The sequence below is a fragment of the Mesorhizobium sp. L103C105A0 genome, assembly GCF_000502215.1.
Taxonomy (GTDB): Bacteria; Pseudomonadota; Alphaproteobacteria; order Rhizobiales; family Rhizobiaceae; genus Mesorhizobium.
In genome coordinates this window covers 63,270-84,938 of sequence record NZ_AYXF01000019.1, presented here as the reverse complement: position 1 = coordinate 84,938, position 21,669 = coordinate 63,270, and the positions used below count along the sequence as shown (strand labels likewise).

The 21,669-nt window shown below is 58.9% G+C and carries 16 protein-coding genes and 3 pseudogenes; 6 read left to right on the top strand and 13 right to left on the bottom strand.

Annotated features, from left to right (window positions below):
- A pseudogene (locus X727_RS136745) lies at nucleotides 1-213 on the bottom strand (transposase); the annotation flags it as partial.
- 66 nt (nucleotides 214-279) lie between these two features.
- Between X727_RS136745 and X727_RS1000000169290 the strand changes: the two are divergent.
- A pseudogene (locus X727_RS1000000169290) lies at nucleotides 280-858 on the top strand (IS630 family transposase); the annotation flags it as partial.
- A 370-nt stretch (nucleotides 859-1,228) separates the two neighbouring features.
- On the opposite strand, the gene X727_RS136750 reads toward X727_RS1000000169290, so the two are convergent.
- The 5 genes from X727_RS136750 to X727_RS1000000167290 form a co-directional block, all read right to left on the bottom strand.
- Nucleotides 1,229-1,957, bottom strand: coding sequence for an SDR family oxidoreductase (locus X727_RS136750; RefSeq protein ID WP_245274233.1), 729 nt, complete (start codon nucleotides 1,955-1,957; stop codon nucleotides 1,229-1,231).
- A 669-nt stretch (nucleotides 1,958-2,626) separates the two neighbouring features.
- Entirely contained in the window at nucleotides 2,627-3,187 is a 561-nt protein-coding gene (locus tag X727_RS1000000168230) for a hypothetical protein (protein WP_245274232.1), read from the bottom strand.
- Nucleotides 3,188-3,598: 411 nt separating this feature from the next.
- Nucleotides 3,599-4,681, bottom strand: a complete 1,083-nt coding sequence (locus X727_RS136760) for an IS110 family transposase (RefSeq protein ID WP_245274231.1) — start codon at nucleotides 4,679-4,681, stop codon at nucleotides 3,599-3,601.
- 112 nt (nucleotides 4,682-4,793) lie between these two features.
- Nucleotides 4,794-5,960 carry a TlpA disulfide reductase family protein gene (locus X727_RS136765; RefSeq protein ID WP_023835330.1) on the bottom strand — a complete coding sequence of 389 codons (1,167 nt, stop codon included), beginning with the start codon at nucleotides 5,958-5,960 and terminating at the stop codon, nucleotides 4,794-4,796.
- Nucleotides 5,961-7,210: 1,250 nt separating this feature from the next.
- Nucleotides 7,211-7,747 (bottom strand): SET domain-containing protein-lysine N-methyltransferase, encoded by a 537-nt coding sequence (locus X727_RS1000000167290; protein ID WP_081726250.1) that lies wholly within the window; start codon nucleotides 7,745-7,747, stop codon nucleotides 7,211-7,213.
- 573 nt (nucleotides 7,748-8,320) lie between these two features.
- Here X727_RS1000000167290 and X727_RS0134875 point away from each other — a divergent pair.
- Nucleotides 8,321-8,608: pseudogene (locus tag X727_RS0134875) on the top strand (DDE-type integrase/transposase/recombinase); the annotation flags it as partial.
- A 371-nt stretch (nucleotides 8,609-8,979) separates the two neighbouring features.
- Here X727_RS0134875 and X727_RS136780 read toward each other — a convergent pair.
- The 6 genes from X727_RS136780 to X727_RS136790 all read right to left on the bottom strand — a co-directional run bounded on the left by X727_RS136780 (nucleotide 8,980) and on the right by X727_RS136790 (nucleotide 12,750).
- On the bottom strand, nucleotides 8,980-9,402 hold the full coding sequence (locus X727_RS136780; protein WP_245274230.1) for a hypothetical protein: 423 nt from the start codon (nucleotides 9,400-9,402) through the stop codon (nucleotides 8,980-8,982).
- A gap of 241 nt (nucleotides 9,403-9,643) precedes the next feature.
- Nucleotides 9,644-9,835: a hypothetical protein gene (locus tag X727_RS136785; RefSeq protein WP_031204789.1), complete on the bottom strand. Its 192-nt coding sequence runs from the start codon at nucleotides 9,833-9,835 to the stop codon at nucleotides 9,644-9,646.
- Nucleotides 9,836-10,182: 347 nt separating this feature from the next.
- Nucleotides 10,183-10,494: a 4'-phosphopantetheinyl transferase superfamily protein gene (locus X727_RS1000000167285; RefSeq protein WP_081726249.1), complete on the bottom strand. Its 312-nt coding sequence runs from the start codon at nucleotides 10,492-10,494 to the stop codon at nucleotides 10,183-10,185.
- Nucleotides 10,495-10,496: 2 nt separating this feature from the next.
- A complete protein-coding gene (locus X727_RS01000000165230) occupies nucleotides 10,497-10,937 on the bottom strand; it encodes a hypothetical protein (protein WP_155923631.1) in 441 nt (146 codons plus the stop codon).
- Nucleotides 10,938-11,176: 239 nt separating this feature from the next.
- Nucleotides 11,177-11,815: a hypothetical protein gene (locus tag X727_RS1000000167280; RefSeq protein WP_245274229.1), complete on the bottom strand. Its 639-nt coding sequence runs from the start codon at nucleotides 11,813-11,815 to the stop codon at nucleotides 11,177-11,179.
- Nucleotides 11,816-12,114: 299 nt separating this feature from the next.
- Nucleotides 12,115-12,750 carry an OmpW family protein gene (locus X727_RS136790; protein ID WP_050591332.1) on the bottom strand — a complete coding sequence of 212 codons (636 nt, stop codon included), beginning with the start codon at nucleotides 12,748-12,750 and terminating at the stop codon, nucleotides 12,115-12,117.
- 1,560 nt (nucleotides 12,751-14,310) lie between these two features.
- Between X727_RS136790 and X727_RS136795 the strand changes: the two genes are divergently transcribed.
- The 4 genes from X727_RS136795 to X727_RS136810 all read left to right on the top strand — a co-directional run bounded on the left by X727_RS136795 (nucleotide 14,311) and on the right by X727_RS136810 (nucleotide 19,713).
- Nucleotides 14,311-15,681, top strand: coding sequence for a lysine N(6)-hydroxylase/L-ornithine N(5)-oxygenase family protein (locus X727_RS136795; protein WP_245274228.1), 1,371 nt, complete (start codon nucleotides 14,311-14,313; stop codon nucleotides 15,679-15,681).
- Nucleotides 15,682-16,185: 504 nt separating this feature from the next.
- Complete coding sequence (locus tag X727_RS136800) at nucleotides 16,186-16,965, top strand: phytanoyl-CoA dioxygenase family protein (protein ID WP_023690575.1); 780 nt, start codon at nucleotides 16,186-16,188, stop codon at nucleotides 16,963-16,965.
- A gap of 305 nt (nucleotides 16,966-17,270) precedes the next feature.
- Entirely contained in the window at nucleotides 17,271-19,274 is a 2,004-nt protein-coding gene (locus X727_RS136805) for a class I tRNA ligase family protein (RefSeq protein WP_023835320.1), read from the top strand.
- A gap of 229 nt (nucleotides 19,275-19,503) precedes the next feature.
- A complete protein-coding gene (locus X727_RS136810; RefSeq protein ID WP_023835319.1) occupies nucleotides 19,504-19,713 on the top strand; it encodes a hypothetical protein in 210 nt (69 codons plus the stop codon).
- 324 nt (nucleotides 19,714-20,037) lie between these two features.
- Here the strand turns inward: X727_RS136810 and X727_RS136815 are convergent, their stop codons facing one another.
- Entirely contained in the window at nucleotides 20,038-21,513 is a 1,476-nt protein-coding gene (locus X727_RS136815) for an NAD-dependent succinate-semialdehyde dehydrogenase (protein ID WP_023835318.1), read from the bottom strand.
- Between the last annotated feature and the right edge of the window lie 156 nt (nucleotides 21,514-21,669).

Genomic DNA, 21,669 nt, shown 5'->3' with positions numbered 1-21,669 from the left:
ACGTGCCCGTCAGCACCGACTTCCCCAAATGGCCGTGCGGCGATTGACGCTGCCGTCGGTGCGTTCGTCCTCAAGGTGCTCGTCGAGTTCAGCGTTCTGAATCCGTTCCGAAAGCGCCTTCTTCAGGTCGTCGAGCAATCCGTCCTTGGCAAACACCTCATTCGGATCGCGGCCGGCAAGCAGTTGGTCCAGAAGGTCCTTCTCGATAGCCATGTGATGATTCTCTCCTTTCCATCATCATGGCCTCGCGCACAGAATTCCTGACAGTCCGTTGACACGCGCTATATCGGGAAGCTGCTGCACAAGCTCGGCTTCCCCCACATGAGTGTGCGACCGCGTCATCGGGCGCAGGATGCCCATACCATCGAGGAATTCAAAAAACTGGCCTCGCACGCGGAAGGCGCATCTTTGCGACTTGCCGCCGCGCACGAAGGTGGAGATCTGGTTCCAGGACGAAGCAAGGATCGGCCAGAAGATTGTACGGCAGTGGGCCAGACGCGGCACGCGGCCGCAACAGCCGGCCGACCAGCGCTAGAAGAGCGCCTACCTGTTCGGCGCCATCTGCCCAGCACGTGGTACCGGGCCGGCTCTCGCACTGCCGTTTGCCGATACCGAGGCCATGCAACTCCATATCAACGAGATCAGCCGCGATGTCGAAAAGGGCGCCCATGCCGTACTCGTCATGGATCGCACCGGATGGCACACCACCGCAAACCTCAGCATACCGGACAACATCACCCCGATCATTCTGCCGCCGCGCGCGCCGGAGCTGAATCCGGTCGAGAACGTCTGGCAGTACATATGCGCCAGAACTGGCTCTACAATCGTGTCTTCGACAGCTATGACGATATCATCGATGCGGCCCGCGACGCCTGGTAGAAATTCCTCGCAGCTTCCGAGACCATCACATCGATGCGCCAATGGGCCCATGTCGGTCAAACCCCATGTCGCGAACTCGAGATTTCGCTGTGGTCCCCTCGTCGGCAACAATTCACGCGCGATAGGGCTGGCCGCGGCACTGCAGGCTCGCGGCTTCGACGTGCGCGGCATTCATCCGTCAACGATGGCCGAGGATAGGGCTCGTCTGAGGATTTTCTGATGCTCATTGGACCCGACGTTAAGCGGAAGATACTGAATGCAGGGAAGTTCTTGATCGTGCATTCTCTCTGCTTGCCTCTCAACTTAAACGGTTGGCCTCGAGAGGATCTCGACGCCAGCCAGAGGGATGTTACCAGCAGGTATAACCTCCATCCACCACCAGTACCGTTCCCGTAATATAGCTTGACGCATCGCTCGCCAGAAAATGGACCGCAGATGCCACCTCATGGGGCTGGCCGAAGCGGCGCAGCGGTGTTAGGTCACACCATGCGTTTATCACTTCTTCAGGATACTTGCCGGTCATATCAGAGTGGATGAACCCAGGAGCAACTGCGTTCACACGGACACCAGATCTTGCCCACTCGCACGCAAGTGTCTTGGTCACCATGTTCACTCCGGCCTTGCTTGCATTGTAGGCCGTGACAACGGATTGTTGTCGGGTAACGATCTCCCCGCATATTGAACTGATATTTATAATCGCCCCGGAACCGCGCTCCGCCATTAGTGAGCCGAACGTGCGGCTGCAGTAGAAGACGCCGTCCAAATTGACGGAGAGGACCGCCCGCCAATCCTCATCGGTGGTATGATTGGTCGGCGCGGCACGAGATACGCCAGCGTTGTTGACAAGGATGTCGGGGCAAAGGTCGATTCTACCGGCGAGATCGCGAACAGCCATTGAATCCATCACATCGAGTTGATAGACTTGCGGTTTGATCGGGAACTGATCTGCAGCCTCCGCCACTCGGATTCCGTCAGTGCCAGTAAGGATTATACCGGCACCGGCTTGTTGCAAGGTAAGGGCGATCTGCAAACCGATGCCGCGCCCTCCTCCGGTTATCAAAGCAGTTTTCCCGGTCAAGTCGAACCTACTATTAGCTGGCCGTTCCATAAGGGGCATTGCTGGTCTCCTGCGCTGTTGCTAACGATTCAATGACGCGTCGATCAAAGAAGGGCTGTTTGCGCTTCACACCGAAATTAACCGCGGGGGTACTTTTACGCCGTCGCAAATGTGAGATAGAAAGCATGCTACAGTCTTCAGCCGTTCACCTCGGGAACCACAAGTAACGCGCGGTATTGGACGCCAACACAGCAAGACATCGGCGATGTCTTTCAGCCCCGCGACGCAACCAAGCGGCACCAAGTCGTCAACGTCGGCCATCGCCGTGTTCGGGTCCAGTTCGCGTACGGCGAAGCCGGTGCGCAGCATCGGGGTATCGGTTCGTTGCGGCAAACCATGTTGACCCGCATCTTCTCCCACGTGGTCGCGGCCCATCCACTGCGTCAGCGACGCGAGCGCTGTCTTGGGACGGGACCAGGCTGGCGATCACGCGCCCACAATAATTGATCTCGCTCTAGAAGACCCTCGGCGAACAGGCGGTGTGCCAACCGCGAGCGCATTGCGCAGTGAATTCTCCCAAAGCTGCGTGGCGGGGGCCTGAGTTTCGCCATCTTCTCTTCCATCAGCTTCCGCTGGCCGAGTTCTGGCAAATCCGCGGGGGCGCTTTCTGCCATCTGTCGCCGGCAGTTCCTACTGCCTAGCTCCAAGGAAAGCAAAAGTTGTGCCAATTGAGAAGGGTAGCGTCAGAAAAGACGTTGTACACATATTCAAAGCCTTAAATGAGAATGCACCAGCAGCGAAGCCGACCGCAACCCTTGTCACGGACTCGACAAAACCGACAGCTGGTGTCGGCACCCTGCGTTCCCCAGATTGCTCGAAATCCCTCAGTTTTAGCGCCATCAAAATGAAATCGAGCAGGACCACCGGTGCATCGCGCCGCGTGCGGCAGAGCTTGACTTCGATTCGCCTGCCAGCGCTCACGGTGTCGATCTCGTGACTGAGCACAATCGATGCGACGCGCGACGAGGCGCGGTCAGCGATTGCTGCGGCACGCACGTCCGGATCGGTTATCTCGAGCCTAGCCGAGGAAGACCTCGCGCCGATGCTGAGCTTGACATGCCTCGACGCCTGCTCGCGGCCGCTTGGCTTTGAGACGCAGGAGGCCATCGCCGCCCGAGCAAAGCGGCTGGAGGAGGTGGCGCCAAGACTTCGCTCGAAGGAAGCTGCGGACGTCGTCGTCTGGGTGCTCATGCCCGGCTCACTGGCACCCATAACCTGTCCCCCTTCCGAAGCGCGGCGCCTGTTCGATCGGCTCCTGCGGCCACACCAGGGAAATGGACAGATTGGCCAGTCAACATTCCGACCATCATCCCCCCTCATATGAGGCACATCGTGTCAATGGTAGTGGTGACGGCTTAGTCACTTTCGAACGTAGTCGGGATCGGCCTCGCGGCGAATTGCGGAACAAGTCCACATCACCTCATATCCGGTCGGCTCGGGTGGAGCCTGCACCCATATCCCGCATGCACGGGCAAGTTTGGCGAGGCCGGGAAGGATGGGACCCATCTTTTTGACGGCGTTAACAGCCCTGGGGGGCGCCGGTCCACATCCATCCCGCTTCGTCGCAAGTGACGTTGGCCGCCCTCGCGTCGAACTCTTTCGTCAGGCCTTGGTCATGGCGCCCTCCGGCAGCAGGCCCTGGGTCAGATACCGCCACAAGGCGATTATCAGCTTGCGCGCCAAGGCGACGATCATGGTGCGGCGGATGCGTCCTTTGCCGGTGGCGACGCGCTCGTGAAACCAGCGCGCGAGACCGCTATCGGGCTGATGGCGCAGCCACAGCCAGGCGAGTTCAATGGCGGTTCGTCGCGCTCGCGGATTGCCCGATCTCTGGATGCCTTGGTCGCGGCTGACCGCGCCGCTGCTCCAAGGGCTGGATGCAAGACCGAGATAACCGGCGACCTCACGCCGGTTCTGGAAATCGCGGAAGAACACCTCGTTCGTCATTACGCTTGCGATAGTCAGGCCGATGCCACGCAGATGACTCAGTTGGGCGATCCCGGGAGCTGTGGTCTCGGCGGCCTGACGCTGCTCAGCCTCGACCTCCATGATCATCTCGATTACTTGCCACAAGCGGCGGCACTCGCGCTTGATCTCGTTCTTCAGGCAGGGCGGCAGATCCCGCCCGTCAGCCGTGCGCAGCGTCTCGAGCTGCTCACGCCAGTCCCGTCTGGCTGGCTTGAAGTCGCGGATGCCCTGGGTCATCAAGAGCCCCTTGACGCGGCTCGAATGCTGGCCGCGATCGTTGACGAGCCGAGCCCGTTCCCGGCTGCGACGGCGATCGTTCTCCTGCTCGAGGCTCGGCACGCGCACAACCCGGCAGACCCTCGGCTCGCCACGTTCCAGCGCCATCAGCGTGCGCAGCAGCGCCGCCGCATCGAGGCGGTCCGTCTTGGCGCGGCGTGACCGGCGGTCGACCAGGATGCTGGCCGCGTCCAGAACCTGATTGTCGATGCCGCGGTCGCACAGGAAACGATGCAGCCAGAAACCGTCGTAGCCGGCCTCGTAGCACGACATTACCCGAACCGGACGCGTCAAGGCGGCCTGCGCCTGTTCGCGCCGGTGTTCAATGAGAGCCATAAGCCCTTCGGTGTCACCTCCTTGCAGGCGATGCAGGCTGATCTTGTCGACCGTCGGCGAGTGCAGGGCCACAAGCCAGGTCGACTTGCTCAATTCCAGCGCCATGAAAATTGTGGCAGTCTTCTCGTCGACGGGCGGCAGAGCAACGGATGAGAGATTCATGAGACGTTAGGATGTCGGACCCCGAAACCTTACCTGAGTTCCGCCGCCCGTCGCCTCATGGGATCTTTTTATGTTTTCTCGCCGGCCGAGCGCGCTTTGGCACCGCCGGGAAATTGCTTTGCGGAGCCGCACAGAGCGTGCCGTAGCAAACCTTCTCACCCTTGTAGTTGGCCAGGGCCTGCAGCAGGCCTGGTAGAAGGTGCTGTTTCAGTTCGTCCGGAACAGGCTCCGGACCGTCCAGCGACGTCAGTGCCAGTTCGACCAACTCGATCGCGCGATCTTTGTTGCCGCTCTCGTGATAGTACCGAGCGACCGCCGGGTAAGACCGGTACTTGGGGCCTTGCGGGGGATTCAGTGCCAGGATGCGTTCGGACAGCTCCTTGCCCATCGCGAAACGCTCAGCAGATGGAATGTGCGAATGGTCATGCGCTGGATGGAAGAGTTGGTCTAGCGCTGCAAGTATCCAATCCTCGGAGTTTCTGTCGATCGCGTCGCGAACCAACTGGCGTATGACGGGCAAGCCGGTCCGCATGTTGTGCATTCTGTGAAGCACCAGATGCGCATGAGCCCGGCGGAAATTGAGGTCGTCCGGCATCAAGGCGATGCCCTCTTCCAATGTCGAGGATGCCGTCTTCCAGTCCTGTTTCCCCACCGCCGCCCAAAATCTCTCATTGATCGGCTTCTTCAACGCTTGTTCGCGCGCCAGGGGTTCGCTTGTGGCGATCCGCTCCTGATCGGCGGCTTTCGCTTTGTTGCTGGTGCGCCAGCTGCCGTTGAGCACTTTCGGCAAAACCTCATCGAGTTGGCTCGGATGACCGATAAAGGCGATGTGGCCGTCTCGGTCGACCACGAACGAGGTCGGAATCCCGACAGAAAAGCTGGGTTCCCTCCAAAGCTTCTTCATTTCGCCTGTGACGTCGAACGCAATCCGATGATTCAGATCCGGACACTTTTCGGTCAACCACGCGTCCAACCTGGTTCGGGCCTCAACCGCGGTTGGAGCGTCTTCATCAGCCGCGATCCCGACGACCTCAAGTCCGCTGTCCTTGTATGTCTCCTGCAGTTGCACCAGATGGAGCATCTCCGCCACACATCGTCCGCACCAAGTTGCCCAAAATTCGACGATGTACACTTTGCCGGGCTGGAGGTTCGTGAGGGGCTCACCACGCAGCCAGTGGTCCACTTTGATCGAAGGAGCCGGTGACCCCATCTGCAATACCATGTTGCTCTCCAAAGCTATTGCCAAAGGTTGCGCGACTTTACGCCCGAGCTTGTTTTCCCCCTTAAGACGAGGTACCCGGTTCAAGGAAAGGAGAACATCGCTCGTCTTGCGCGTGTGCCTGAGCCCTAACTGGGTATTGCCGAGTCTCGCAAAGCAAGAGCCGTGCCAAGCGCGCTCGGCGCAGTAGCATGCATTGATTATGCGTCTAAAAACTTCACAGTGCCCCAAGATGGCCGGTCGTAGAACCTGACATTTTTTGCCAATGTGCATTACGAGCAGATGGCTATCATGACCGGTTGCGTTATCGCCATCCTCGTCATCATTGTCCTCTCCACGCCACCTGGCTTGACCCTGTTGCCGTTCCGGTCCGTCATGCAGCGGCGGACTCGCCATTTGCGATTGCAAGGTGGCTGCGCCATCTGTTCCGCTTTCCGAGTGAATTCCTGGCCGGCGACATGGGAGTTCTTCACAACGAAGCCGGTCCGGCTGCGGCTCGCGAAAGCCGCCATCGTCAGTTGATGATGGTGGCGAAAAGGCCGGGACGAGCCCGGCATGTGCCGGGTAGTAAACTCTCCGGATTCCTGCGTTGCGTTATTTCTCTGTCCCCTGTGCTCAGCCGTGGTTGATCCGCTCCATGATGACGCAGGAAGCGGCTCCAGCAATCGCTTGCGATGCCCGCCCATCCTGGCCAGCGCAACCAAACTCGTCCGATGGCGTTCGCCCGCGCGCTCCGACCCTTGGCGGCAGTCCGGCAGAGTTTGATCGCGGACATGACGCGGCGCTCGAGGCGGCCAAGATGGCCATCATGGGCAGCACGATGGGCATGATCATGGCGACGGAAGATATAGCCCACCTCCAGCACGGGGCGCATCGCTGGGCTCAGGCGGTTGGCACCGCCTCCGCGTCAGGCGGTCCAGCGGGCTCTGCGGCCTGGCGATCCTGGTTGTTGCAACATTGTGTGGCGCGCCGTCGTCGAGAGGTTGTTGTGTCCCCGGCAGCACGCTGGATTATTCGGATATCCGTACCTCACTCAAGCATGTGGGTCGCAAACCGTGGCGCAGCGTATGCACGCTCGTCCGCTTGACGGCCTTGGACGCGGAGCGGCAGAGACGGGATTCACGAAACTGTCTGCATCCTTTTGAGTCGACAATATCGTGCAAAACGGTGACATTGCTAGCCCGCCCTTTTGGTCCTTCGGTATGGACGGGACAATTCTAAGTGCTATGAACCGACAAACTTTGAAAACACCTCTACCTTTCTTGGAAACCCAAGGTTTTCTTCAGGTATGGTGCGTAGAATCCCGACACGAGCATCGGATGATCGCGAGGCAATTTGGAGAAGCCTCCGGCCGAACCCTGGCAATTTTCCGATGAACAAAGACATACCGATACCCCAATGCACTCGAACTCCGAGGTAGCGTAGTTCCAGGTTACTTCGCCACCAGAAGATATCTGCTCAATACAAACAAAGTCATAGGCTCCGAAGCGATTGGGCACAATCGCCAAATTTGGATCACAAGAATGATTCACAATGACAGCCGGCTCCTGAAAGAGAGCATGGACATTCCAGTCCAATTGAAACGAGTTCGTCGTTCGATCCTTTTCCATGCGGTCAATCAGCCCAATGACAACAATCTCCCCCGGGAGGAAATCGCGAGCAGCGAAAACGCCACGCCCCCTATCGCCACCCGTGTTGAGCACTCTTACGTTGCGGGCATTGAGTTGCTTTGCGCAGGCGACATCGTCTGTCAGAATAGATAGACTCTTGTTTATGTGTGGAGTTGACATGGCCGGTTTCTTCCTTAAAGGCTGAGTACTGCAGAGCGATGCTTTACTTTGGGAGTGATATACAAAAATTTTTTCGCTTTTTTGGAGTTCTCAAAATCCCAAACGGCTCCAAGGCTATTTGCGAGGTGGTGTATTTGCCGATGCTCCCCTGCTGCAGAAAGCGAGCTGCACAGACATGACATGTAGATTTCCTTCCTTCCCTCGCCGCTGCCGGTCGGCAGTTCTCACCCCCTCACACCGAAGGGTTTCAAAAATCGTGCCCATTTCACTGATCGAGCCGAGGAAGAAATTTGTGATTGCTTTTCAGCTTTTTGGTCGGAGGCCAAACAGGAGATTGGATAAACAGAGCGTAAGTAGCGGACCCGACAAACCCTACACGGGATGTCGAATGGCGCTGCTCGAGACTGTGCGCCATTCGGAGGCTGGAAGATGTGGGGGCAGCGAGTCTGAGGCGAGTTAATCGGGAGACGCTGCAGGGACGTGGGTCTACGCTCTTTCCAGCCTTCCATTGACCTGGGCGGTTCGCTGTTGGGGGTGACCGTTGACGATCCTGGTGAGCCGTCGGGGATCAACCGCATCTATCGGCTCTATCGCGAGGAAGGGCTGACGGTTCGCAAGCGACGGTCACGACGACGCGCGGTTGGCACCCGCGCACCGATCCTGGTCGAGGCAAGGCCGAACGCCCGCTGGTCGCTGGATTTCGTCCACGACCAGTTCGCCTGCGGCCGGCGCTTCCGCGTGCTCAACATCGTCGACGACGTGACACGCGAATGCCTGGCGGCGATCCCAGACACCTCGATCTCAGGCCGGCGTGTCGCGCGCGAACTGACGGAACTGGTCGCCCGCCGCGGCAAGCCGGGCAATCGGGCACAAGGTTCCGATCTCGTTGATCAATCCCGATGGCGCCGTCAGCCCGCCATCGTGAAACAGCCGGAAAACTCCACCTTCCGGCGGTCCAAAGAATGGTATCGGATCAAAACCCGCCGAGGCTCTAATTGCCGCTAGATGAAAATTCCGTGGCAGGTCACCACAGCTTGCCGAGGGAGAGTTGTAGTGGGGCAGGAGCGATATGCCGTACCCGCCGTAGGCGGTGAGGTGAACCGGGGCATCCCCGTTCCCGTTCGCCGGACCGACCTGCGTATAGGGGATCATCTCCCCATCGGTCGAGACTGCCTCGTGGTGCGTGACCACCAGCCGGGACGCGTCGAAATTCTCCGGGTTGCGCTTCACGATTACTGGAGCGCCGAGAGGCGGCCGGCATTGAGGTCTAATAGGAAAAGCTGCGGCGGCGTGATCGGGTCCTGATCCGAAATGAGAACCTCTCCATTGGTCTCGTGATGTTCCGCATCGAGCGACCGGAGGTGAACAGTCACCTCGGTGGGCACGCTGTACAGCGCTCGGCGCGTCCATTCCTGGCGGTCGGGGGTGAACGTCTCGAAACGCGGAACGAGGTTGACGAGGTAGGAGATAATGAGCTTCCCGTTATTCCAGAAGAATGACTGCAGGGAGCGCCTGTCGCCTGGTTCAAAGAGGGTAGCAAAACTGCGCTCGCCGGCGATGAAGGAGGAAAGCGAGATGCCGATCAGCGCGTCCGCGGGGTGGGGCACCAACCGGGAAATCGTTTCAGAACAACCGATCAGAGCGCTGGGTCTCATGTCCGACATCGTCGATGATCTCACAATGAGAGCAACTGTAGGGCCGCCAAGGCGCCAGATGGCGCACAACCACCGGATTATATGGCGCCGATTTCCGCGGACCAGTCGAGCTGCCAACTCGAGGAATGACTCGAGTTCAAGTTGTGGGGGGGGCCGGCCGTTGATGCGCGACGAAGACTTTGAACCGAAGCCCCCCAAAAATGCGCGTCACCCGCGGCCGGAAATACCTCGATCGCTGCCGTCAGCCAATCTTGCTCGTGGTTGGGAAAGTCGCGGCAAGGGAACCTTCCATGGCACCGGGATCGGGCGCGGTGCCGGCGTCTGCAGCGAGCTTGCGTCGCGTGACCGCTTCGCCGCCTTCCAGCCGCGCCTCGTCATCAAGTCCCGTGTCGTCAAGCTGGATGGAAAGGGACTTCAGTCGGCGCGCGCTCATCTGCGCTATATCCAGCGCGCTGGCATTCGATAGCAAGCCAGGGGAACTTTATGATCCGGAGGATGGCACGACCAGCGACCGTCATCAGTTCAGCTTCATCTTTTCGGCCGAGGGACGGTGACCGATACCGGGATCTGGGCGTTTCGAGCCGAGGCCGGTCGCGACAGCCTCGTCCGCCCGGGCAAGGAAATGTTCGAGCAAGTGGCGTGTGTGTCTGAGCAGCGCAAGGCGCTGACGACGCGCATAGTTTGCAAAAGCTGACGCCTCACGAGCGCGCGACGAGGATCCGCCGGACGGAACCGGCTGTGAAAGGGCAGACCGCTATATTTTATATGCGGCTCGGGTAATCAGGCTTGCCTCAGTAACCGATGCACGGCTAGCCAAGTCAATACCCAGTCGGCGGTGGTATTAAAGCGGATGTCATAGGATTCGCCCGCAGGTAATTCCCTGCAAAGGGTTTGTGTTAGGTGCAGCCGCAAGCATCGGTTCGCAGGGGGCGTCCGTAGTTCAGCACAGTCGAACCCAAAAAAGCGCCGCACCACCGGGTAGAGTCCTTTGAAAAGTGTCTCCTTTGCCGAAAAGAGCAGCGTTGCCAGCCGATCTGGAGGGAGCGCCGTCTGTCGTGCAATCAAGGCACGTTCACGCTGGTTAGCCGTCATGCTCAGGATCGATTCCAGCGCGTGGCGCTGGCTATTGCCTCGATGTCGACACCGGCTTGCCAGCCTGGATCGCCTTTGGCGAAACAGGCGCAATGCCCCCGCGCATGGGTGATTGAACCAACTGAGCCTTTTGGCCAGACTGGGGCGCGGTCGGGACCGATGGGAATCTCAGTAGTAAGTTTGCCCAGCGCCTGCAACGCCGCGTCCGCCATCGCGCGACCGGCCAGAAATTCGGCACGGCGTAACGGTAGTGCCGTGCACAAGCTGGGAGGGAAGGCCAAGGCGAGCTTATGAAACAGATCTTCCGTGTAGCACTCGAAATCGAACCGGCCATGCACAAGAACCGCATCGACATATCCCGTGTCGTGCAAGGTCACGTCTTTAAGAAATCCAAGCGAACGGGCAGAAAGAGCAATAAGGTGCCTGACGGCTGAGGCGCGCATGCTGGAGGCCGCGCTCACCGACACAGGGCCCAGCCTAGACCCCATAGCCGTAGACAAACGCAAGGTTCTCCTTCGGCTCGGGAAAGCTCAGTTTTCGCGGTGGCGACCGCATGTTTGGCGAGCGTGATCATGGATGATTTCTCCTCAGTCTGTGCCGCAGCGCGTTTGGCGATAGCCTGAGCATGGGTCGTGCCAACTAGGACCTTTCAGAACAGTGCGATCATTCCGATGGCACTGTATCATCCGACATCGTCGAAGATCCGACACCGAGTCCTACCGTGACTGCCTGTCGGTTCCCTGTGCGAACTCGGTGTGCGCCGCGGAAAACTCAACTCACCGCGGACTGGTCGAGTTGCATCCGAGGAATGACTCGATTTCAAGGTGTGGGCCGACCGTTGATGTGCGACGACGACTTTGAACCGAAGCCCCTGAAACATGCCCGCCACCCGCAGCCGCAGATACTTGAATCGGGCGCTGCCGTCAGTCAATCTTGCTCGTAAGAGGGCGGTGAGAAAGTCGCGGCACAAGCAACCTTCCATGCATCTGGATTTGGCCCGGCGCCGGCATGTCCGAGTGCGTGCGACCGCCGTTGCGGTCGTGTCGTTCTCGTTGATAATGGGTACGGCGCCAACTTTGAGAAGTCGTTGAAGGGTTGAAACCGCATTGAGGCGGAGATGCTGATCATTTATATCTTCGCGGGTCAATAGTATTTGCCCGACGCCAAAACTAGGGCGTTTTAAACTCTGTTCATAGGCACGCATGAGTTGAACCTGACCGATAGCGCCGGCCGTTTGTTTCTCCTCAACTCGCAGAGATCTGTCCAGATGGTTGAAGTGACTTGAGCCGACCGCGACAGAACCAGACGTGACGATGATCACCTGCTACCCGCGTGCGAAAAATCGGACGACATCCTCTATTAGTGCTTCAAGCCAAGAACCGCGTATTTCTCCGGTTTCTGGATCGCCGATCAGTGCTGAGCCAATCTTCACTATCAACCGGCGCCGATACCAATCGGATCGAGCTTGTTGGTGCTGCCGCTGAGTGTTGCTGCACTGGAAGTGAAGACACGTCTCTCCAATCTCACCTGTCCTGAGCGTCACGGCCTTCGAGGGGTATAAGGGCGCACGAGGCGCCCTTGATTTCAGATCGGCTGTCAGCAAGCCGCGTCGCCTTGATATCAGAAACGGTAGGTGACGCCTGCGCCTATCAACCACGGATCGAGCGCAGCCTTCCCCGTCAGCTTCGCGCCGTCGACCGTGACGTCGAAGTCTGGCTTGAGGAAAAGCTTCTTCACATCGAAGTTGACCCCCCAATGCTGATCCACCATGTAGTCGAATCCGACCTGCAGCGCGGTGCCGAACGTGTTCTTAACCTTGAGAGCATCGGCGCTGCCGGCATCCTGGTTATAGAATATCGTGTAGTTCACGCCGGCGCCGACATAGGGCTTGAAAGCGCCGAGATCGGTAAAATGATACTGCAATGTGAGCGTAGGCGGCAGCAGCCAAACCTTGCCGATTTTACCAAGCCCGCCGATCGTTCCTTGGCCGTCGATGTTGGCGTAGGTGGTGCCGAGTATGAGCTCCGTGGCGATGTTGTCCGTGAAGAAATAGGAGATATCGAGTTCCGGCGTCACCATGTTTGAATAAGAAAGATCGGAGCCGGGCACTGCATTGACGTAGCCCGAATCCTGAGTGACAATCCCCAACGCACGCAGGCGGATCTGCCAAGGGCTTGGCGCTTCCGTGACCGAGGCTCCCGCCTGCGGGACGCTCGCCGCTTGCGCAAGGTCCGCCGCGACGCCTTGCTGTCCCATCACAATGAGGACAACGGCCGCTGTTACTCCCCGCGCCGCGCGCACTTGGTTTCTCGCCATGATGTTCTCTCCTTACTCTTCAGAAATGTGGACTGAATTACGAAAAATCTTGCTCGAATTGCTTGATATTGGCGGAGCGCTCGTGCCCAGTTTGCTTCGCGGCTGCGACCGCATGTTCGGCGCGCATGATCATGGGATGATTCTCCTCTTTCCGTGCCGCAGTGCGTTTTGCGGACTGCGCTGCATGTGTCGTGCCAAACGAAAAAATCATTTCATAACAATGCGATCACCCTGATGGCGCTGTGTCTCATGTCCGACATCGTCGAAGATTCGACAACGAGCGCAGCCGTGACCGCCTGATAGAACCTCCTGTGCCACTCGGTGGGCACTGCGGAATAAGCAGTGAAGCTCACCGCGAAACTGCCCGAGCTTCGGATCGACATCGGCGACGGGGCCATCGACGACCACTACGTCGCCGGTGTCGGGCGCGGCACAGCCTGAAGACTCCGCGGCGGCGATCATCGAATAGCTGCGTTTACGATGGCTCCGTCCTGACCCACCGGCCGGCGCAAAAGACTGCTTTGCGGCCTCATCCCTCCGGCTGGATTGCGTCGCAGGGACCGAATGGCGCACGTGCTTTTGGAACCGGCAGAGTGGTCATAATGCAATTCCCTTCCGGCAATCTTTACGGAGATTCGACAATCCGGTTGGTGAAGGTCCCAGATCGCGCAATCATTGATGCGCTCAGGTCTGGGCATGCGCCAATTCGCAACCATCTCATCAAGAGCATCGATCCGACACCAACATAGAGAATTGCTTCCCCATGACGCGTCTCGGCGGACATGAGATTGCGTCACTCTTCATGATCGCGGCCTCCGAGGATGTCGGGATCGAGCCAGTGCCCAATCTGGCAGCTCTTGCAACTGCCGACCTCGATGGGCGAAGGCATATCGCGATCTGTCGGCAGAGACACCAGTTTCTGCACTGTCCGTTCATGAAGACTTCGTGCTGGTCTCCATAAGAGAAGTATTCTGGTGCAGAAGGTGCCCGATTAGCTATTCGGAAAAAGGCGACATCGACGTGCAAATCGGGCGCCGCCGTGAGGCGTCCCGCTCAATGTCGGATTTCCGACAGGATCGCAAACCCGCCAACCCTTTGTTTATAAAATTTTCCTTCTCTGGCACGGCCCATGCATGGGATTCTGCGAACGCATCAGCGAGACGTCTCCATGATCATGCGCACTGAAAATGCCGTCGCCGCAGTGAAAACCGCGCTCTCGCCTGCCATCAAGCCGCCGAAAGGCCGGCGCGTCATGGTCGAGGCGGGCGATTGCGCTGGCTTCAAACACCTTAATGGGCCTGGAAAGCGTCTCGCTTGACGGCGAGGCGGGCATCCAGACGGGCGGAAAGGACATACGTCGTTGCCCCACGTCGCCGGCATGACCCGTCGATTGTCACCGCGCTGGAATGCTCGGGTCTACATTCGACGACCCGAACGCGCTGGACAAATTCTCGCAAATCCGGTCGGGACCGGGGCTCGAAAACGTCCGCGAGGGGCCCAATGGCTATGGGCGATACTCGCCGCGAACAAGCCGCCTACTGGGAAGACTCTATAGGAGGAAAGCAAGTGGAGTTATCTTGCGTTGGGGTCGGTGCTGGGCCGTCTAATTTGAGCCTTGCGTGTCAGATACACGAGCAAGTTGGGCAAGGGGCACTGTTCCTGGATCGGCAGGTCGACTTCCGCTGGCATCCAGGCAGTGCATTCGATTCCTCGGAACTCCAGGTCAGCCACTTCAAGGACCTGGTCACGCTGGTGAATCCGCGATCAGCCTACACTTTCGTAAACTTCCTGCACGAGAACGGGCGTCTGTATCACTTCCTGAACGCACAGTTCGAGGCTGTGTTCAGAGCTGAGTTTGAGCAGTACCTGAACTGGGCCTTCCACAGGAACCCACTTGTCCGTGGCGGCGAGACCGTGCACGAAATCCGCTTTGACGGCGAGTTTCGGGTGCGGACGGATGAGGCGGTTCTCGGCGCCAGAAACGTCGTGGTCGGCATTGGCAAGCAGGCGCAAATTCCGCCTCAGTTTCAGGGCTGGACTGGACGCAACCTGTTCCACTCATCTGTTTTATTGCACATCCATCCTGAGGTACGGAGAAAGCATGTCTGCGTGATCGGCGGAGGCCAGTCGGGAGCCGAGGTGATGTTGCACCTTGTCGGCCTGCCGAAAGAACGGCGGCCTGCCTCGATCACTTGGGTCTCGCAGCGTGAGAACTACCTGCCTCTCGACGACAGCCCGTTCACAAACGAGTTGTTCATGCCCTGCTTTTCGGATCGTTTCGCGGCGATGAGCGAGTCGCAGCGTAAGCTGCTCCTGCGGCGTTTCGTACTTGCCTCGGACGGCATTTCGGAAAGCACGTTGCGCGCGATTTATCAGGCGCTGTACCGCCACGCATTCTTCGAGCCAAACCGATGCGACATCACACTGCGGCCAGGCTGCACCGTCTCGCACTGCATCAACGCCGGACCGGGTCACAGGCTGACCCTGCAGCATGGCATGGACGAGGTCGAAGAAGTCACGGCTGATGTCGTCGTGCTGGCCACCGGTTACGAGAACGCGGTACCAAGCTTGTTGGAACCGATCATAGATCGGTTGGAGCAGATCGACCATGAATTAGCTATTCGTGACGATTATTCGGTGAGTTGGGACGGACCGTGTGACAGACGCATCTTCGTCCAAAACGCGAGCCTCGGGCAGCGCGGCCTGGCCGATCCAAACTTAAGCCTGCTTGCCTGGCGCGCGCGCCGCATCCTCGATAGCCTTCTTGGGCGCGCGCCATGCGCGAACCCCGAGCATCCTGGCTTCATCAGCCATACCTCGGTCGAGAGCTGGCCCCACGCCGCAGCCGAAGAAATGGGCAGCGGGATATGACTCGTAGACTTTTGATCATCGGTGGCATTCTAGGAATGATGTCCGCCTCCGCTGCGGCGAAGACCGGAGGTTTCTCCGATATCACCGTGACCGACCAAGCCCTTGGACCAAGCGGCGCATCGCATTATTCTGGGGGCGTGCATTTCCCCTACGGTTGCCAAGGCCGTACCAAGTCGCTCACTCGAAAGAGCGCCGTGGTCTTGGCGGCCATGGCTGGGTCGGCGGTTAGCGGATGGTGCGGGCCTTTAGCGATGCGTGTCGTGGTTGGACCGCGTGAAGCGATTGATCCGGCCCAGTTTACGGAACCCTTGGACCCGGCTGAGCCTGACATAGGCAGTCTCGCGCCGAGCTCCTGCGGACAATATCCGCGGGAGCGGAACGCAGTTAGCATCGCCGTCCCACATCACGTGAGTCCATCTCCGTGGACCTGCAACTTGATCAGCGCCCGACCGCCTAACTGGGATGTCCGACCAAACCAGTCTTTCCAACAGGAGGCTTTTTCGCATGTTGACTGATACACAAAGAGATAAGTGGCAGAAAGACGGATACGTCAGGCTCGAAAGCTTCTTTGCGCCAGCGGCTCAGGAAGATATCTCTAATTTTGTCGAAGATGTGTCACGCTGGGATGTCAGCGATGATAAATGGCTCATGTGGTTCGAGAAGACGACGGACAATCGAAAGATCATATCCAAGATCGAGAATTTTCTCGACTTCCATGATCCATTGCTTCGTTTGCTCTTAGAAGATCAGCGCATAAAGTCAGCAGTCGATGATTTGCTTGGAGAAGATTCGCGCAGGCTCAAGGAGTTGCTGATTTTCCACTACCCCGACAGCGGCGGCTATCTCCCGCATCAGGACATTTATCACATTCCACACAAACTCCCCGACCGGATGGTCCATGCCGTGGTTGCCATAGGCATCGACGACTCCGACCCGGAAAACGGCGGGCTTTTCTTCAGCCCCGGCAACCACAAAAAGGGGGTCTTTCCCATGGATGCCGGTGGGGTGATCTATCCTCAAGTCGCCGAAACGTTCTCCTGGGAACCCGTAGTATGGAAGGCTGGCGACATCTTCATCTTCGACGATTACGCACCGCACTACTCACGACCGAACAAAAGCAATCGTTCTCGGCGGACACTCTACTTGGTGTTCCAGCGTGCCTCAACCGGTGGGCCGACCCGCGCTGAATATAACGTGCTTAAGCGCGCCCTTAACCCGCCCGAGGGCAAAGTGGCCGATCTCGACAATCTCAAGCCCCCAAATGGGATCTTCTATCGCGATTGAGCTCACGCAGCCAGGCGGAGGCATGCACATGAAACTGATCGACCGCTCAAAAATGCGGGAGAGTATGGGTTCTGATTTGCGGGCTCGCAAGCATCGACCGCAACCCGTTAAGGCGCTTCGGCACGTGGATCGTGGAGCCCGACTAGCGCCCCCCTTTTGGTCGCCCGCCTCCCGGCCCAGAGCTGAACTATCCTGGCCGGGCCGCCAACGGGTCGGACTGCCGTTTCTCTCCATGAAGTGCACTTGAGGCTGTTCGTTGGCAGCCGAAGGTCCGTCCCACTCTTCAACAGCTTAGGTTCGTTGTCATGCGCAAATACACGTTTTCTCGAACGGAGCTGTCGCGAGCGTTCGGTATCGACACGGCCACGCTTGGAACGGGCAGCGCTCGCACGGGGTTTTCGTTCGGAAAGGTTGGACCCGGCGTCACATCCGAGCCCCATCGGCACGACGAAATCGAGGCGTTCGTGTTCCTGTCAGGATCGGGCAATGTCAGGACCGACCGGGGGGAAATCTCGGTCGAGGCTGGCGATGTCGTTCTGTTCCACCCTTTTGAAGCGCATGTGCTGCGCAATGACGGGAACAAAGACCTGGATTTCGTCGATGTCTACTGGCGAGACGGCGAGACCGCCCTTGATGCCGCTGCAAAGACCACGGCTCCACGCGGGCCGACCTTCGTCTTCTCCGCGCCGCCAACGCCAAATGGCGATCTGCATCTGGGGCATCTTTCTGGCCCCTATTTCGGCGCCGACGTCTATACCCGTTTCCTGCGCATGAAAGGAGTCGAGGCGTATCACCTGACCGGAAGCGACGATTACCAGAGCTACGTCGCGACACGCGCCGCTACCGATCAATGGACGCCTGCAAACGTGGCGCGCTACTACTCCGATGAGATTCGCGCCACGCTTTCACTTCTCGATTGTGACGTCCACAGCTTCCAAGCCACAATGGGCGATGACGGTTACCGCGAATTTCAAGCTGCGTGTTTCCGAACTCTTCTGAGCAGCACGGCGGTAGATCTGCGCCAGAGCCCTGCGCTTTTCGATGCTGTGACAGGCCAATATCTTTATGAGCCGGATGTTAGAGGCCTCTGTCCCGATTGCGGCGGCTCCGCCGCCGGCAACATCTGCGAGGAATGCGGCGCCCCAAACCTTTGCCACGACCTGGGTGCAGCGCGGTCACGGCAGTCTGCCGAAGCGCCGCTGGTCGGCTCCCTCCGCCGTCCGGAACTTGCCCTGGACCGCTGCTACGACAATATCGACCGGCATCTAAGGGCATCAGGCGTTCCGCTACGCATCTTGGATCTCTTCGCGCGCCTACGCCAACGCGGCGAATTTTCAGTCCCCATTACCCACCCCTCGGACTGGGGCCTGCCGGCCGAAGGGTTCCCGGGGCAAGTGATCTGGGTCTGGCCGGAGATGGCCTTCGGTTTTCTTTACAACATCCAGGCGCTCGGCCGCTCGCTGGGTCGCGACTGGAAGGCGGAGGTGCCCGGCAGCGATTGGCAGATTGTCCATTTCTTCGGCTTCGACAATTCGTTCTTCCACGCGCTACTCTACCCCGCTCTTTACGCCGAGGTCTTCTCCCACTGGACGCCGCGCATCCACTATCACGTCAACGAGTTCTACCTGCTCGACGGCAAGAAGTTTTCAACCAGCTGCCGCCACGCGGTCTGGGGCAAGGACGTTCTGAGCCCAAAGACAGTCGACGTCGTGCGCCTCCATTTGGGCCTGACACGCCCGGAAGGGGAGCGGACGGATTTCACGCTGGACGGGCTGCGCCGCACCGAGAAGGAGGTCTTCCAAGGGATTTGGCTGAACTGGCTTGATGCGTTGGACCAGGAAATCAAGCAGGATTTTGCCGGCCGTGTACCCGATGCAGGCGACTGGAGCCCAGTCGACCGCGCCTTCTTTGCTCGAATAGAGATCTATCGCGCGGCGATGGAGCGGGCATATTCGGACGAAGGCTTCTCGGTGCGGCGCGCGGCCACTCGGGTCTGCGAATTCGTGCGGGATTGCGTGATGTACCGTCGGGCGCGAAACTATGCGGCGGCGCGACGTTTCTATCCCGCCCGCAATCGGACTTCGCTAGCTCTTCAGACAGCGGCCGCTGCGATCCTGGCACCGACACTCGCTCCGCTGATGCCCCGATTCGCCAGAACGCTGGCGCGAGGCATCGATGGCGTCTCAATCGAAACATGGCCCCGGTCCGTCCAGCGCCTTGCGCCCGGGACGCGCTTTGATCTCGGACCCGTGTTGGTGTTCTACGCCAAATCCGGCAATCCTCATCTTAATGAGGAGGAAGCACTATGAGCCCAAAGATGCATCAGTGAGCTACCCAATCTTGACTAAATGCGAGGCAATCAAAGCCGATATGCCAAATATCTTGACTCGCTGCCGCTGGCGACCGAAGCCGCTATCAAACGATAGAGACCAGATTAGCGGACCTGAACCAACGCGTCGTCGACAACCTGACCTGCGCCTTGGAGGACCGGCCGGCCGATCGCTTCCCAGCCCTTGCTGTTCGTGCCGCAAATGCTGTGTGGGCTCGACTGCGCTGACCATCCTCTTCGGCATCGGCATTTCCGTCCTCCAGCCGGCAAAGGCTGTCATGCGGTTCGACCCGCTTGGTCAAACTGGCGCCCTGGATCGTGCGCCGATCAACAATGCGAATGCCTGCCTGATAGTATCTTCGGTTCTGTCCGAGCCTGTACCGGCGGGGCCGTCGGCCGAAGAACAACTGAGCTACTGACAATCGGAATATGGCAGGTCAAATTCTGCCCACGAATACCAGCGTTCACGAAGCTATGGTGCACAAGCTACCAACCATACCCGCGCAACGACAGCCCGTCGCCTGTAGATAGTCGGCGAGGGCCACTAAATCGCAAGCGTATCCTCCGTACATTGTGCGCCGTCTTCGCCGACATGCAGACGCTTGTCTCGTCGAGAGGCGCTCCTCAGGATTGCGTGTTGCTCGGGTACGGAGCCGCCCCTCAGTTCCCGATCGATCCTACAATTCACATATTTGGAGATCGCTCGCTAGGTTACCCCGTCTGTGAACCCTTCAAGCCGATGTTCAGATGCCGCCCATGCAGAGATATTTCATTTCGAGGTAGTCCTCGAGGCCATGGCGGGATCCCTCCCGCCCGATCCCGGACTGTTTTATCCCACCGAACGGCGCCGCTTCCGAAGACATCCGGCCGGTATTTACCCCGACCATTCCATATTCCAAGGCCTCGGCGACACGCCAGACACGCTTCAGGTTAGAGGCATAAAAATAGGCCGCGAGGCCGTAGATCGTTTCATTGGCATCACGCACGACCTGATCCGCATCTTTGAAGCGAATAATCGGTGCGAGCGGCCCGAATGTCTCTTCGCGCGCGACGGTCATCTCGCTGGTGACACCGGTCAGGACCGTTGGTTGGAAAAACGTGCCATTCGTGCCGATGCGTTTGCCCCCGCATCGAATTGCGCCGCCTTTAGCTACGGCATCGGCAATATGGGATTCAATCTTGGCCAAAGCCTTCTTGTCGATGAGGGGTCCTATGTCCACTCCGAGCGCGAAACCGTCACCAACTTGAAGTTGGCGAGCCCGTTCAACGAATTTCTCGACGAACTCGTCGTGAACGCGCGACTGGACGTAAAGGCGGTTCGCTGAAACGCAGGTCTGGCCGGCATTGCGGTACTTCGCCTGGATCGCACCGTCAACCGCGGCATCGATATCGGCATCATCGAAGACGATGAAGGGTGCATTGCCGCCAAGCTCTAGGCTGACTTTTTTGATCTGGTCCGAGCACTGGCGCATAAGTAAGCGCCCGATCTCAGTAGACCCGGTGAAGCTGATCTTGCGGACCTTGGGATTTGTGCAAAGTTCGCGGCCGACCGCGTCACCTTCGGACGCATAGATCAGGTTGACGACGCCTTCGGGGAAGCCTGCCTGATGGGCGAGGGCGAACATTGCTCCAGCCACGAGCGGCGTCTGTTCAGCGGGCTTGAGGACAATCGTGCAGCCCGCCGCCAAGGCTGGCGAGATTTTGCGCGCCACCATCGAGGCCGGGAAATTCCATGGGGTTATCGTGCCGACCACCCCGATGGGCTGCTTGATCACCAGCATTCGGCGGTCCGTCGATGGTGCGGAGATCGTCTCGCCATAGACGCGATTTGCCTCCTCGGCGTACCATTGCAGATACGCCGCAGCATGCGATATCTCCGATTTGGCCTCGGCAAGCGGCTTGCCCATCTCCGCGGTGAGAATTGCAGCGAGATCGTCGGTGTGGTCGATGATCAACTCATGCCATCGCCATAGAACATCGCTGCGCTCACGGGCGGTAAACCCTGCCCATCCAGGCTGCGCGACATAGGCCTTCTCGATTCCAGCGCATGTCTCTTCGACTCCCATGTCAGGTAGTTCTGCCAGCACTTCGCCGGTCGACGGGTTGAGGACCTCGAATGTCCGCTCGCTCATCCGCGTGCCAAGTGCCGGCAGGCGATCGATGGGTCCCAACAGGTCAGGGGATCTCAGGTGACGGATCATCGGCGGGCACAGGGGCAATCGGTTTCCTCCTCAACGCCAGGCGTATATAGCAGGTTCGGTGTGTAGTCCGGACGTCCAAGCTCCTCATAGGACCTCGGCCAGACAGCTAGCAGACCACAGTTGCCAACTGGAAAGGGAGAATACCTGAATTCGCTAGAAGATGAGTCGCGGTTC